Origin of the sequence: Flavobacterium sp. ACN2 (genome assembly GCF_002303885.1) — a bacterium.
GTDB lineage: Bacteria > Bacteroidota > Bacteroidia > Flavobacteriales > Flavobacteriaceae > Flavobacterium.
Genome location: NZ_MRCM01000020.1, coordinates 112009 through 127678, shown reverse-complemented (window position 1 = coordinate 127678; position 15670 = coordinate 112009). Strand labels below are relative to the sequence as shown.

Annotated in this window: 11 protein-coding genes; all 11 read right to left on the bottom strand. The window is 33.7% G+C overall.

Annotation, left to right across the window (positions count from 1 at the left end; translation table 11 throughout):
* Positions 1–76 precede the first annotated feature (76 nt).
* Complete coding sequence (locus tag BSF41_RS20900) at positions 77–688, bottom strand: acyloxyacyl hydrolase (RefSeq protein WP_095931438.1); 612 nt, start codon at positions 686–688, stop codon at positions 77–79.
* 86 nt (positions 689–774) lie between these two features.
* Positions 775–3765, bottom strand: coding sequence for a protein translocase subunit SecDF (gene secDF / locus BSF41_RS20895; RefSeq protein WP_095931437.1), 2991 nt, complete (start codon positions 3763–3765; stop codon positions 775–777).
* A 225-nt stretch (positions 3766–3990) separates the two neighbouring features.
* Positions 3991–4926 carry a malate dehydrogenase gene (mdh, locus tag BSF41_RS20890; protein ID WP_057119067.1) on the bottom strand — a complete coding sequence of 312 codons (936 nt, stop codon included), beginning with the start codon at positions 4924–4926 and terminating at the stop codon, positions 3991–3993.
* A 110-nt stretch (positions 4927–5036) separates the two neighbouring features.
* Complete coding sequence (gene gyrB, locus BSF41_RS20885; RefSeq protein ID WP_095931436.1) at positions 5037–6977, bottom strand: DNA topoisomerase (ATP-hydrolyzing) subunit B; 1941 nt, start codon at positions 6975–6977, stop codon at positions 5037–5039.
* Between the two features lie 420 nt (positions 6978–7397).
* The gene (asnB, locus tag BSF41_RS20880; RefSeq protein WP_095931435.1) at positions 7398–9014 is read right to left on the bottom strand and encodes an asparagine synthase B; all 1617 of its coding nucleotides are present in this window, start codon (positions 9012–9014) and stop codon (positions 7398–7400) included.
* A 311-nt stretch (positions 9015–9325) separates the two neighbouring features.
* A complete protein-coding gene (gene asnB, locus BSF41_RS20875; RefSeq protein ID WP_095931434.1) occupies positions 9326–11002 on the bottom strand; it encodes an asparagine synthase B in 1677 nt (558 codons plus the stop codon).
* 443 nt (positions 11003–11445) lie between these two features.
* Positions 11446–11643, bottom strand: a complete 198-nt coding sequence (locus BSF41_RS20870) for a hypothetical protein (RefSeq protein WP_141248174.1) — start codon at positions 11641–11643, stop codon at positions 11446–11448.
* A gap of 12 nt (positions 11644–11655) precedes the next feature.
* Complete coding sequence (locus BSF41_RS20865; RefSeq protein WP_095931432.1) at positions 11656–12105, bottom strand: hypothetical protein; 450 nt, start codon at positions 12103–12105, stop codon at positions 11656–11658.
* A 64-nt stretch (positions 12106–12169) separates the two neighbouring features.
* Entirely contained in the window at positions 12170–12700 is a 531-nt protein-coding gene (locus BSF41_RS20860; protein ID WP_095931431.1) for a GNAT family N-acetyltransferase, read from the bottom strand.
* Positions 12701–12832: 132 nt separating this feature from the next.
* The gene (locus BSF41_RS20855; protein ID WP_095931430.1) at positions 12833–14584 is read right to left on the bottom strand and encodes a TonB-dependent receptor; all 1752 of its coding nucleotides are present in this window, start codon (positions 14582–14584) and stop codon (positions 12833–12835) included.
* Positions 14585–14725: 141 nt separating this feature from the next.
* A complete protein-coding gene (locus BSF41_RS20850) occupies positions 14726–15589 on the bottom strand; it encodes a PhzF family phenazine biosynthesis protein (protein ID WP_095931429.1) in 864 nt (287 codons plus the stop codon).
* Positions 15590–15670 lie beyond the last annotated feature (81 nt).

Sequence of the window (15670 nt, the reverse complement as noted above, 5' to 3'; positions counted from 1 at the left end):
CATCCTTTTTTACTTTTTATAATTAATTAATATTTTAAGAAATTGCTATAAATATATTAACCTTAAATTAAATCATTTATAATTTACGCGAAATACCAAATTCAATATTCTTTGTGTTATAGCCTGCATTACTGCTTCCTAATCCAGCATTAGAAACATGTCTTATACTTGGACGAATATCAAACTGAAATTTATTACAACTTGCAGTGAAACCGACCGCTAAAACATCGGCAAAAGCAAAACCTTTAGAAATTCGCTCTGTTTCTGTATCTGTAATCATAGGACCAATACTACCCAAAACATAAAAAGAACAAACTTCACCTACAGGTTTACGAATTAAAAAACCACAATTAAGCACATATTCGCGAACATCTTTTAAACGGGTATATTCATCTCTTTTTTGCTGATAGTTTGGTGTTTCAGGTTTTACAAAATAGAAATTCAATAATTGATGCTCAGCAAAATTAATCTCAGGCTGAACTAAAATCTGATACTGAAAATGCTTTGTTTCCTTTATTTGGTAATATAGCTGAACTTTATAAAAGTGGTTTGTAAATGTATAGTTTCTATTACTAAATTCACTTCCAAAACCATAACTAAAACCTAAAGAAAAATTTGAATCGTCTTTCTGTGCAGTCATTTTTAGAGCCATAAGAAACAATAAGCCTAAAAGTAATTTTCTTGTCATAAATCATTTTAAAATTCTATTTAAATATAGCACAAAAAAAAGATCCAGCTTTCGCTGGATCTTTTTTTATATAATTAAAACAGTAATTATGCTTTATTATGTTTGTCTTCGATTGTGTGTTTCTCATCACTAGAAATCGTATCAACCAATACAGGCGTTGCGATAAATAATGAAGAATAAGTACCAACGATAATACCAATTAACATTGCGAAGATAAATCCTCTAATAGACTCTCCACCGAAGATAAACATCGTTAATAATACGATAATCATCATTAATGAAGTATTCAATGTTCTCGATAATGTAGTATTAATAGAAGCGTTTACGATATCTTCGAAACTTCCTTTACGGTTTCCGATGATAAACTCTCTCACCCTGTCAAATACAATTACCGTATCGTTCATAGAGTAACCAATTACAGTTAAGATCGCAGCGATAAAGTGCTGGTCCATTTCCATGTGGAATGGCATGAATTTGTAGCATAAAGAGTAAATTCCTAATACAAACACAACATCATGCGCAACAGCTGCAATCGCACCTAATGAATACTGCCATTTACGGAAAGATACCATTAAGTATAAGAAAATAACTGCCATTGCTCCAAGAACTGCCCAGTATGAGTTAGTTTTAATATCCTCAGAGATAGAAGCTCCAACTTTAGATGCTTGTAATACACCAACTTTTTTACCGTCGAAAGAGTTAATGAATTTCTCATAAGAAGTATTTGGGAAATATTTCTGTAGAGAAGCATATAATTTTTGATTCACTTCTTCATCAATAGCTACACCATCTTCTTTAATTTTATATTTAGTAGTGATTTTCAATTGATCATCATCTCCTAAAATTTTAGCCTCAACCGGAGTTCCAAAAGCCGCAGATAATTCATCTGAAACAGCAGTTGCATCAACTGGTTTTTCAAATTTAACTTGGAAAGTTCTACCTCCAACAAAATCAACACCTTCATCTAAACCATTAATAAAGAAAATAGAAGTTAAACTTACTACTGTTACAATAGAAGAGAAGATATAAGTGAATTTCTTAACTTTAATGAAATCAAAGTGGAAATTAGTAAACCAGTTTTTAGTAATATTTGTAGAGAAAGTTAAATCCCCTTTTCCTGCAATGTTTCTATCAATAAAGATTCTAGCAATAAAGATTGATGTAAACAATGATGTTACGATACCAATTAATAATGTTAATGCGAAACCTTTAATAGGACCTGTTCCAAAAATAAACAAGATAGCTCCAGTTAAAACGTGAGTAACGTTAGCGTCGATAATAGAACGCATTGCACCATGCCATCCGTAAGAAGCCGCAACTGCTTCAGAAAGTGATTTACCATCACGCAATTCCTCTTTTGCTCTTTCGTAGATAATAATGTTCGCATCTACCGCTGTACCTAATGTAAGTACTATACCTGCAATACCTGGCAATGTTAATACAAAACCAAAACTTGCCATAATTCCGAATAAGAATAGTAAGTTCAATAATAAAGCAAGATTTGCGTACCAACCCGCTTTACCATAATAGAATACCATCCAAACACAAACTAATAAGAAACCTAATACAGAAGAGATTGTACCTGCATCAATAGCTGCTTGTCCTAAAGATGGACCAACAACAGTTGACTGGATAATATCTGCAGAAGCTGGTAATTTACCTGCATTTAATACGTTTGCTAAATCTTTAGTTTCAGCTACATCAAATGAACCTGTAATCTCAGATCTTCCTCCAGCAATAGGACCGCTTGTTACACCTGGAGCAGAATATACGATATCATCTAATACAATAGCAATATAGCTTTTTTGAGAAAAAGCTCTTCCTGTTAACTCTTCCCAAACTTTAGCACCTTGGCTGTTCATCTGCATAGAAACTGCAGGTTTACCCATTTGGTCAAAAGTATCTTTTGCGTCAGTTACAACACCACCGCTCATCGCTGGGTTATTGTCTCTGTTTCCTTTTAATGCATATAATTCTACAACTTCAATATCAGCTGCACTTTTTACATCTTTAGCTTTAGGATCTTTTATAGTTGTTGGCTTGCTCCATACAAATTTTGCATAGTGTTGGTCAGCACCCAATAAAACTCTAATTTCTGGTCTTTTAAAATATTCGTTGATAGCAGCAGTATCTTTAGGAGCAAAGTATCCTAAAACTGGTCCACCACCATTACCAATAATTTTATCAAATAAAGGATTGTTTCCTTTTTTAACGTCTGAAGAATCTTTAGCATCTGTTAATAATGCATTCAATGAATCTTTAACAACTGTTTTAGTTTCAGTCTTTTTAACTTCAGTTTTCTTTAAAGCCTCGTTAGCAGAAACTAAGAAATTACCAATTTCTTCAATTTTATAAGTTTCCCAGAACTCCAATTGAGCTTTTCCACCTAATAATTTTTTAATTCTATCAACATCCTTAGCACCTGGAAGCTCTACTAAGATTCTTCCTGTTTCTCCTAATTTCTGTATGTTTGGCTGTGTAACACCAAATTTGTCGATACGCTCTCTTAATACTTTAAAAGCACTTTCTACAGACTCATCAACTTTTCTTTTGATAACTTTTTGAACTTGCGCATCAGACATTTGAAAGTCTACTCCACCTTCTCCTTGAAGACTTCTGTTAGCGAAAATATCTGGAGATGCAAGTTTTACAGTTCCTTTTGAATTTGCTTCAAAAGCTTCAAAAAACTTATTTAAATACGTTTTGTTTCCTTCTAAATTTGCAGATGCATCAGCTAATGATTTATTAAAAACTGGATTTTTAGAATTATTAGCCAAACCTTTTAATACATCTTTAATAGAAATTTGAAGAATAACGTTGATTCCTCCTTCTAAGTCAAGACCTTTATTTAGTTGTTTGTTTTTCACTTCGTTGTAAGTGAAATCAGTAAAACCAAGGTTTAATACTTTTTCTTTACCAATAGAATCTAAATATTTCAACTCTTTATCAGGATTATCTCCTGCAAAAGCTTTAGCTTCACTTTTGACGCCATTTGCCACAAAAGTGAATGATAGTTGGTAAATACTTACCAATGCAAATAGAATTGCGAAAAATTTAATAAGTCCTTTATTCTGCATTATTACTAAAAATTAATTATGTTTTATTTTTGTTTTTGTTTTAAACTCCCATAAAATAAGCCCTGACATGATTTTTTAAAACAAAAAAACGAGATCACGAATTACCAATTTTTTTTTAAACCGAGCAAATATATAATTAACGAAAATATTAACCAATTTATTTATTAATTAATCTCAAAAAAAAAGCTGCAAAAGTGCAGCTTTTTTTCTTTTTTGCCGTTTTTATTATACTAAAATCGTTTTTAGGGCATCATTCATGCTACGAACTGCATCTGCACTTTTAGCAAATAAAGCCTTTTCCTGATCGTTTAAGTTTATATCTAGAATTTCTTCGACACCGTTTTTACCAATTATACACGGCACTCCTATGCAGATATCATTTTGACCATATTCTCCTTCTACAAAAACAGAACATGCAATCATTTTTTTCTGATCATTCAAAATACTATCTACTAAATAAGCTACAGAAGCTCCTGGCGCATACCACGCAGACGTCCCTAAAAGACCTGTAAGCGTTGCTCCTCCAACCATAGTATCTGCAGCAACTTTTTGCAATACTTCTTCTGAAAGAAACTCCGATACCGGAATTCCGTTATAAGATGCTAAACGAGTCAACGGAATCATAGTTGTATCTCCATGACCTCCAATTACCATTGCCGAAATATCATTTGCTGGCTTATCTAGAGCTAAGGAAAGATATGTTCTAAAACGAGAACTATCTAAAGCACCTCCCATACCTATAATTCTATTTTTTGGAAGACCTGTAGCTTTTAAAGCCAAATACGTCATCGTGTCCATTGGGTTGGAAACTACAACAATTATAGTGTCTGGAGAATATTTCAGTACATTTTCGGCAACTGTTTTTACAATGCCTGCATTTATACCTATCAATTCTTCTCTTGTCATTCCTGGTTTTCTCGGAATTCCCGATGTAATTACTACTACATCGCTTCCTGCAGTTTTAGAATAATCGTTGGTAACTCCAGAAACTTTGGTATTAAAACCTGTGTTTGTGGCGCACTGTGTTATATCAAGCGCTTTCCCCTCTGCAAAACCCTCTTTAATATCCAACAATACTACTTCGCTAGCAATTCCTCTATAAGAAATAACATCTGCACATGTAGCTCCAACATTTCCTGCTCCTACAATGGTAACTTTCATATTTTATACTTTATCGGTTATTAATCTTGTCTATTCTTTAAAAAGACAATTCGTTTAATTGTCTAGTAAATTTAAACAATTAAACGAATTGGAATTATTAAATTTTCATTTTATGCATCAATATTTGCATAAACTGCATTTTTCTCGATAAATTCTCTACGAGGCGGTACCTCATCACCCATCAACATAGAGAAAACCTGATCAGCTTCGGCAAGACTATCAATATTTACTTGGCGTAAAGTTCTGAAATTCGGATCCATTGTAGTTTCCCATAATTGCTCCGCGTTCATCTCTCCAAGACCTTTATAACGTTGAATATTGGCACTTCCTCCCATTCTTTCGTTAGCCTGATCACGCTGAACATCATTCCATGCGTATTCTTTCTTATTTCCTTTTTTAACTAAGTATAAAGGCGGTGCTGCAATGTAAACGTGACCTTCTTCAATAAGTTCTTTCATAAAACGGAAGAAGAACGTTAATATTAAGGTAGAAATGTGGCTACCATCGACATCGGCATCACACATGATGATTACTTTGTGATATCTTAGTTTTTCAAGATTTAATGCTTTACTATCTTCTGCAGTTCCTACTGTAACTCCTAATGCAGTAAAGATATTTCTAATCTCTTCGTTTTCGAATACTTTATGATGCATCGCTTTTTCAACGTTCAAGATTTTACCACGCAATGGCAGAATCGCTTGAAAGTTACGATCACGTCCTTGTTTTGCTGTTCCACCAGCCGAATCTCCCTCGACAAGGTAAACCTCACATCTTGCTGGATCTTGCTCCGAACAATCCGATAATTTTCCTGGCAATCCGCCGCCGCCCATAACGGTTTTACGCTGTACCATTTCACGCGCTTTTTTCGCTGCGTGACGTGCTTGAGCTGCTAAGATTACTTTTTGGATAATCAATTTCGCATCATTTGGATTTTCTTCCAAATAATTCTCCAACATTTCTCCAACCGCTTGAGAAACTGGAGAAACAACTTCTCTATTTCCAAGTTTAGTCTTCGTTTGTCCTTCAAACTGAGGCTCAGATACTTTTACCGAAATAATAGCTGTTAATCCTTCACGGAAGTCATCTCCAGCAATTTCGAATTTTAATTTGTCCAATAAACCAGAAGCATCTGCATATTTTTTAAGTGTTCTTGTCAAACCACTTCTAAAACCTTGTAAATGCGTTCCTCCCTCGTGCGTATTGATATTATTTACGTAAGAGAAAATATTCTCAGTATAACTTGTATTGTAAATTAAGGCAACCTCAACAGGAATTTCGCCTTTATCATTATCCATACTAATAACATGAGAAACAATTGGCTCACGGTTACCATCTAAATAACGAATATATTCTTTAAGCCCTTCATCAGAATGGAATACTTCGCTTTTAAATTCGCCTTTTTCATCAACTTCTCTCTTATCTGTAAAAGTAATTGTGATTCCTTTATTTAAGAAAGAAAGCTCACGCATACGAGCTGAAAGCGTATCGTATGAAAACTCGGTAGTTTGAGTAAAGATGGTATCATCTGGATAAAAAGTCTGGCGTGTACCTCTTTTATCTGTTTCTCCGATTTGTTTTACTGGATATAAAGATTTTCCTCTTTCGTATTCTTGCTCATAAATCTTACCTTCTCTAAATACAGTAGATTTCATGTGAACAGAAAGGGCATTTACAACCGAAACCCCAACCCCGTGTAAACCTCCGGAAACTTTATATGAATCTTTGTCGAATTTACCTCCGGCTCCAATTTTTGTCATTACAACCTCAAGAGCAGAAACTCCTTCTTTTTTGTGTAAATCTACTGGAATACCACGTCCGTTATCTTCAACCGTAACAGAACCATCTTCGTTTATTGAGACACCAATAGTATCACAATGCCCTCCCATGGCCTCATCAATAGAGTTATCAACAACCTCATAAACTAAATGATGCAGTCCTCGAACTCCTACATCTCCAATATACATTGATGGACGCATTCTTACGTGCTCCATTCCTTCTAATGCCTGAATACTATCTGCTGAATAATTGTTCTTCTTGATTTCTTCGCTCATATAATTTATTCTAAAATGTATTTATTGTCTAACACGCAAATATATGAAATCGCAAGCTATATACCCATTAAAATACGAGTTAAAGCACTTAAGTTATTAACACAATTGTCTGAAAAACCAAAAAATAAACCCAAAAATGAGTTTAAATTCAAAATTTTTAAAAATCCCACAATTTTAAATATCAAATTCCAATTTTGAAAATCCAAATTCCAAATCTCGAACTCCAAATCTCAACCTGAAATACCGAATCAAATTTTTAAAATATGTCTAATATGTTAAAATTAAAAAACCGAAATGACATTAAAATGCATTTCGGTTTTCTTATATCAGTTCCAACTTGGAATTTGGAATTTATTTTTTTTTTGAATTCTCCCTCTTGGTTTTGGAATTTGGAATTTAAGAAAATTGGAATTTCACTTTTTAAGCAATAACACTCGTTTTCACAGGTTCAAAATTACCATTTAAATGGGCCGCATTTGCTCTTCCACTTGGGTCAAGATTTTCTTGCCATTTCGGAATCCATTTACGCACAGTTTGCGCTGCGCTGACCTGTGGATAGAATTTATGAAAAATTGATCTGTACAAGTACGCTTCTTTAGTCGTTGGCGAGTTATATGGAAATTCTGCACTTGCTCCAAATAATTGCTCATCTGTAACCTGTGAAGCACAATACTCAATTAATTCATCAACCCAATTGTACCCAACTCCGTCAGAAAACTGTTCTTTTTGCCTCCACAAAACTTCCGAAGGCAAATAAGGATCTTCTGGAGTATCAAACGCTTTTCTTAAAATATACTTTTCAACGCCATCATATGATTTAGGCTGTTTTTCTTCTGTTTTAATTCGAATAGCAACATCTAAAAATTCTGTATCCAAAAACGGAATTCGAACTTCTAAACCATTTGCCATTGTCGTTTTATCTGCGCGAAGTAAATCGGCCGTAAACAGCTTCTGAACTCTTTCTATTGTTTCATCTTGAAATTCTTCTTCTGAAGGCGCATTTCTAAAATACAAATGTCCTCCAAAAACTTCATCTGCCCCTTCTCCTGACAAAATTACTTTTATACCTTGATCCGCAATAGCTTTAGAAAGAAGATACATTGGAACACCCGAACGCACAGAAATAATATCATACGTTTCAATATGATAAATTACTTTTTCTAAAACTTTCACTCCTTCTTCTACAGAAAAATGTATTTCGTGATGTTCTGTTCCTAAAAATTCTGCTGCTTTTCTAGCCGCAATATTATCTGGCGCATCTGCATCTAATCCAATAGAAAACGAATGCAATTTCTGTCCTTTTTCTTTTAATAATCTTGAAGTAATAGCCGAAATCAAAGAAGTATCCAAACCTCCTGACAACACAACTCCTAGAGGCACTTCTGCCAATAAGCGCTTGCGTGTTGCTTGAATAAGACTTTCACGAATTAATCCTAAATCTAATGTCTGATTTGCATTTTTATGATCTTCGTATTCTGGATGATAGTATTTTACAAAACCTGTTTTTGCAGTGTAATAATGTCCTGGAGGAAAAGTAGAAAACGATTTACATTGATCTGCAATAGCTTTCATTTCTGATGAAAAATAGATTCGTCCTCTTTCATCTAGACCATAATACAGCGGCTTTACCCCTATCGGATCACGACCTGCAATGTATTTATCGCCGTCCACAACCACAAAAGCAAAATCTCCGTCTAGTTTATTACAGAAATCATATCCAAATTCTTCATAAAGATGCACAATTACTTCAGAATCAGATTCAGTTCTAAAAGTATGATGTTGCAAAACTGTATTTTTCAGTTCCTGATAATTATAAATTTCGCCATCATGCACCATCCAAGCTTTATCAGTTCCTTGAATTGGCTGCCTACCCGAATTAAGATCGATAATCGATAAACTCTCATGACAAAGTATACTGCCATTTTCCATAATGCGAACATCACTTTCATCAGGACCACGATGCAACATTCTTTCAGAAAGTTCTTTTACAAGTTTCGGGTCTTTTCCTTTACCAATTACGGCCAACAATCCAGACATAATATTCTATTTTTTTATTTTTCATTATTGCTCAGCCGTGAAGCGAACATTAAAAAATCATTAAAACTTTCGACTGAAAGCAAAACTAAATATTAATTTTCGCTTTCCATTATTAAATTCGTTAAAATATCAAGTGTTTAACAATAATACTGCAGACACCAAATATATCAAAAGAAAATCAATTAATAGCTTGCCTCTTTGCAGTTCAATGAGAAATTTTAGACCGTAAATTACTTTAGACAAGAAAAACGCTCTCGACAGAGAACGTTTTTCCTAAAAAATATATACTAATTCTAAAAATTAAACTCGTATTATGCTTTAACGTAAGCATCATCGTGAACGCTTGAAACCGCTCTTCCAGATGGATCGTTCATGTTTTTGAAAGCTTCATCCCATTCCAAAGCAATTTTTGTACTACAAGCCACACTTGCTTCCTGAGGCACACATAACGCCGCAGCATCACTTGGGAAATGTTCTGTAAAAATAGAGCGATAGTAATATTCTTCTTTTGAAGTTGGAGTTTGTAACGGAAATTTAAACCTAGCATTTGCTAATTGCTCATCCGAAACTTCTCTTGCTACCACTTCTTTCAAAGTATCAATCCAGCTGTATCCTACTCCGTCAGAAAATTGCTCTTTTTGTCTCCAAGCCACACTTTCTGGAAGCATGTCTTCAAAAGCTTTACGAACTACCCATTTTTCCATCGGATGTTCTTTGTTGATCATTTTATCTTGTGGGTTAATGCGCATGGCAACATCCATAAATTCTTTATCTAAGAATGGTACACGCCCTTCGATTCCCCAAGCCGCTAAACTTTTGTTTGCACGTAAACAATCGTACATATGAAGTTTTCCTAATTTACGAACGTTTTCTTCGTGAAATTCTCTTGCATTTGGCGCTTTGTGGAAATATAAATATCCTCCAAATAACTCATCTGCCCCTTCACCTGAAAGAACCATTTTGATTCCCATAGATTTGATAACTCTTGCCATTAACCACATTGGAGTTGAAGCTCTAACTGTAGTTACATCATATGTTTCTAAGTTGTAAATTACATCACGAACCGCATCTAAACCTTCTTGGATAGTGAATTTAATTTCGTGGTGAATAGTCCCGATATGATCTGCCACTTTTCTTGCTGCAGCTAAATCTGGCGAACCTTCTAAACCAACCGAGAAAGAGTGCAATTGTGGATACCAAGCATCTGTAGTATCGTCTGACTCAATTCTTTTTTGAGCAAATTTCTTAGCTACAGCCGAAGTAATAGAAGAATCTAAACCTCCAGAAAGTAAAACTCCGTAAGGAACGTCACTCATTAATTGTCTGTGAACCGCAGCTTCCAATGCTTTTCTGATTTCTGGAATACTTGTCTCGTTGTCTTTTACCGCATCATACTCAGTCCAGTCTCTTTTGTACCATTGTACAAACTCTCCGTCTTTACTTGATAAATAATGTCCTGGAGGGAATAATTCGATTTTTGTACAATATCCTTCAAGAGCTTTTAACTCAGAAGCTACGTAGAAAGTTCCGTGCTGATCCCAACCAATATACAACGGAATAATTCCCATGTGGTCACGAGCTACGAAATACTCATCTTTATCAACATCATAAATCGCAAATCCAAAGATTCCGTTTAATTCATCTACAAAGCTTACTCCTTTTTCTTTATATAAAGCTAAAATAACCTCACAGTCACTTTCAGTTTGAAAGTTATATTTTCCTTCAAATTGTTTACGTAAATCTCTGTGATTGTAAATCTCACCGTTTGCAGCCAAAACCAATTTTTTATCTTCTGTAAATAAAGGTTGTTTTCCTGAAGCTGGATCTACAATAGCCAAACGCTCATGAGAAAGAATCGCTTTATCATTACTGTAAATTCCGCTCCAGTCTGGTCCGCGGTGACGAATGATTTTTGACATTTCTAATACTTGAGGTCTTAACGCTTCGGCTTTTTGTTTAAGATCAAAGGCACATACAATTCCACACATAATTTTATATTTTAATTCTTTAAATTTTAATTTGATAGGGCAAAGATGCAATACTAGTTACAATTGAAAAACACAAACATTGATTTAAGTTACAATTTGTAACCGTAATTTTATTTTTACATATAAAATGTAAAATTTAGAAGTAAAAATAAGCTCAAAACTTGAAAATTTTAATTTTGACTAGAAAACCGGTTGAAAATTGAAAGTTTAAAGCCTTTTTTTGAATTAATTTTTGAGTTATTCTATTACAGATGAAAGATTCGTAAAGAAGAGACTGAAAGTTGTTCTGGAATTATTGTTTATCTAGTGTTATCTAGATTTTGAGTCTTACTTGTCATCTTGACGAAGGAAAGATCACACAAGTAATTCCGCATGCTAGTTCGCCAATCTCTATCGAGTTTCTAGTGTGATCCTTCCTTCGTCAGGATTGACAAACTGTGTGGTTAAGGCATTGCTTTAAAAAAATAAACTATTCCTATAATTACCAACATTCCAATTAGCAACCAATGCTCAAAGGTTTCTCCTTTTATTTGAAACTTATAAAGCTTATCATTTTCCGTAACATCTTTTTTCCATAATTTATGAATCTTATAAAAGGCATAAGAAGCTCCAAAGAATGAGAAACTACATATTAAGTGCATAAAATTCATATACTAGCTAATTTCTTCAATAGTATAATGCGTCTTATTTATTTCAAACTGAAACCCTACTTTATTTCCCATTAAATGATTTCCTAAAGGAGATTGCGGAGAAAGCGCAATAACATTAATTCCGTCAATTGTTATTTTAGGAAGTGCCACACTCACATACAAATAGATTCCGTTTGCTTTAACCAAACTTCCTAAAATTATATTTTCAGTAGTTTTAAGCGGGTCTATTTTGTCTAAAATTGCTTTTTGTTCTATCGCTTCTTTTAGTTTAGTAGTCAGTTTTTCCTGCTCGATATGCATCATCGATAAGGCGGTTTCGTGCTTATCGCCCGCAGAACCTTTGGCATCGTTTTTTGAATCTTCGGTTAGATTTGTAATCATGTCTCTGAAAACATCTATTCGGTCCTGAACCATTTGGGTGTAATGGGAATATATTTTTTCTTTGAAAGTCATTTTTTTTTAGGTACTGAGGTTCTGAGCTGCAAAGATGCTAAGGTTTTTTTTCTTTGACTAAATTTTATTCGAAAAAAGCTTTTGGATAAACTACTTCTCCACTTACATCTTTTAATCCATCTTCGGTTAATGCAATTACCATACAGTTCTCAGCAGGAACATCAAACGGCATTTTGATATTGTATTTTTCGCAAAGTTCATATCCAAATCTTGGATAATAATCTTGATGCCCAAGCAGAATAACTGATTTATAACCCAAACCTTTTGCTATTTTATGTCCGTATAAAATAAGTTTAGAACCAATTCCTTTTCCTTGAAATTCGGGCAAAACTGAGACTGGAGCCAATGCTAAAGATTCAAAAGAATTAGAATCATTTAGAACCTTTAATTTGGTAAATAAAATATGTCCAACAATTTTATTATCATTTTCGGCGACTATAGACAATTCTGGAATAAAAGCTTTAGAATTCCGTAGTCTTTCTACCAAAAACTGTTCTTTATGATCGCCGTATTCTTCTTTTTCAAAAGCTTTTTCTATTAGTTGAAAAATACTTTCAAAATCATTTTCATTTTCTTGACGTAATTTAATTTCCATTTTATAAAATTAAAAAAAACAGCCACGAATTCACGAATCTACTCCAAAAAATTCATGAGTTCATGGCTGAAAAAAAAAGGCACATTCATGTAAAATGTTTTTGTGCCTAGGTATCTTTATGGCAAAGATTTCTTAAAAATCAAATTTATAATTTGCACCTCCTAAAATCTGGAATCCTTGTACAGGATAATTCAGCCATTTTTGGTACGCTTGATTTCCAATATTGTTCGCTTTTAAGAAAAACGTTAAACGCTCACTGAATTTATACCCAACGTGAGCATTGGCGTCAAAATAGCTTTTTAAAGTAATCGGTGTAGTATCAATTCCTAAAGAAGTATTTGCCTGCATATCTTTTCTTTCGCCCACGTAAAATACATTCAATCCTGCATACCACTGCTTAGTAATAGTAACGTCTAAAGTTGAACTTAATTTCATTGTTGGCAAATTCCATGCTTCAACAACATTATCAGTATTATAACTATTAAAAGTTCCGTTAATTCCGAAAGTTACATTTTGCGAGAAATCAGCTTTTAATTCTGCATAAAAACGTAACGTTCTAATGTCTTCATAAACCACTCCAAAAGAGTTTCCAAAAGCATAATCTTCATTTGTAACCACTTCTGTATAATCATTAGCCTTAAATAATGCTTTGTCTTTTTCATTTAAGTACGAACCTGTCAAATTATAGTTTACATTGTTTGCCAATTTACCTTTTAAACCAGCAAAAACATTATATTGGGTACTTGACGGACGCATGTTTAAGGTTGGTGATATAAACGGATTTTCGGTTACAAAATCGGCGTAAGAATTCTGCTTTAAACCTCCATCTACCCCTGTATAAAAAATCATTAAATCTCCAACCAGTTTATAAGAAGCGTTTACCTTTGGATACAAATAAAATTTATTTCCACTATTTTCCGTATCTCCACTGTAGAAAACTCCTGCTCCTAATTCTAAAGTCCAATCGTTTTCATGAATCACAAAACTTGGCTCGATTCCTACATTGGTAAAACCATATTTTACAGCTTCTGTATTGTTTTGCAAATAATTATTTTTAAAAGAACCACTTACGTGATCTACAATTACATTGGTTTTAATTTCCTGATCCATTACATCAACTGTAAAAGTTGGCTTTACAAAAAATCTGTTTTCTGATGAAGAATAACTATCTGAAAAATGCGTGAATTTTGCAGCAAGATTACTAAAAATGCTTTCTGTAAATTCGGCATTTCCGCCCAACCAAATCGTATTATAAGAATGATCCGGATTGATGCTGTTTACTAAATCATAACGCTGATCTGGAATTGTCGAACCAAAGTCAGCTGGAAGTCCGTACCAATTGTAAATCTGGTTTTGATATCCTAAATCTACATTCCAGTTGTTATCTCTATTATTCTGACCGTAACCTACATTAATTGCCGTATCGTAAAATTCATCATTCAATTCCACATCTTTAATACCTCCCTGAGAAGAATGATGACGAAACATTCCAGCCACATAATCGTTATTTCCTAAATCCTGATTTACAAATAATTCTGCATTTAAAGTGCTGTAATTTCCAACACCCAAAGTTGCGTAGTTATTAAACAATCTTTCTTTTTTAGCTTTCTCAACCCCTTCCGCTTTTCCTTTTGAAGGAGTAAAAGTCGATGCCACAGGAACAGACAAAATACTGTATTTAATAACTTCTTTCGGCTGATTGCCGCTATCGTCAAGCGAAGGCGTTTCTTTTACTTTAAAAGCATCTGAAATAGTTGGCGAATAAGGTTTTACTACGTTTACAGTTTCCGTTCCTATACTTTCATTTTTCTTCTGTGCAAACGAAAATTGACCTACAAACAATACGAGTAAAACGATAATTTTATACTGGCAATTTAATTTCATATTTATATTATTGTGTAAAATGTTGTTTGTAAAATGTAAAATGTGCTTTCAATCCTTATTCTTTTTTTCACATTTACATCTGTCTTTTCACATCTCACTTTTTACATTATCTAATTTTCTAATTATCTCAATTATCTAATTCTAAGCTTCCCAATCACCTTTAGCCACAAACTGAGCTTTACCTCCTATTCTAATATCAAACAAATCTCCATTTAGTTTTCCGTTAAAATAAATTTCAGATGGACGTCCAATGTAATCTCCTTGATGATTTGTCAATTCAAATTCAGGTTTATGATATTTTAGCAAAAAGGCTTGTAAACAAGTACTGGCACTTCCTGTCGCAGCATCTTCTACCAACTGATTATGCTCTACACACAACATTCGGCTAAACAGTTTTTCTCCTTCTAAATAATAAAAGTATAAACCTCTATGATCTGTTTTGCAGTGCTGTTTCATCCATTCATCCGCTTTATCTTTATCCAGAACCAAATTTTCTAAAGCCCTTTTACTGCTTAATCCAACCATAACAAAAGCGCTTCCAGTTGTAACTTCCTGAATTGGAAATTGATTTTCGAAATCACTCACTTGCAGATTACTGAAAAATGTAAAGTCTATTTTAGAAAAAGTATCCCAAAACTTTGGTTGTGCCGCTTTCAACCAAATCAAATCCTCTGATTTATTGATTGCGATTGGCCCAATCGGAACTTCTAATTTTATTTCATTAGGCGAATTTTCAAAGATCTTATTCATCAGAACCCAAGAAGTTCCAATGATCGGATGACCTGCAAACTGCATTTCGTGCGCAGGAGTAAATATTCTAATTTCTGCTTTATTATTGGTTTTATCCAGTTTGGTTACAAATGTGCTTTCCGCAAAATTAATTTCGCGAGCCATCTGCTGCATTTGTTCTGTGCTTAGATTTTCTGCATCCATAAAAACCGCCAGCTGATTTCCAGCATATTTTTTATCAGCAAAAACATCAACTATATAAAAAGGTAAACTCATTTCTTTCTTTTTTTTTTAGAGAAAAGATCCAAGAAGAAAGATAAAAGACTTTTCAATCTTGCTTCTTGTCTCTTTTCTCTA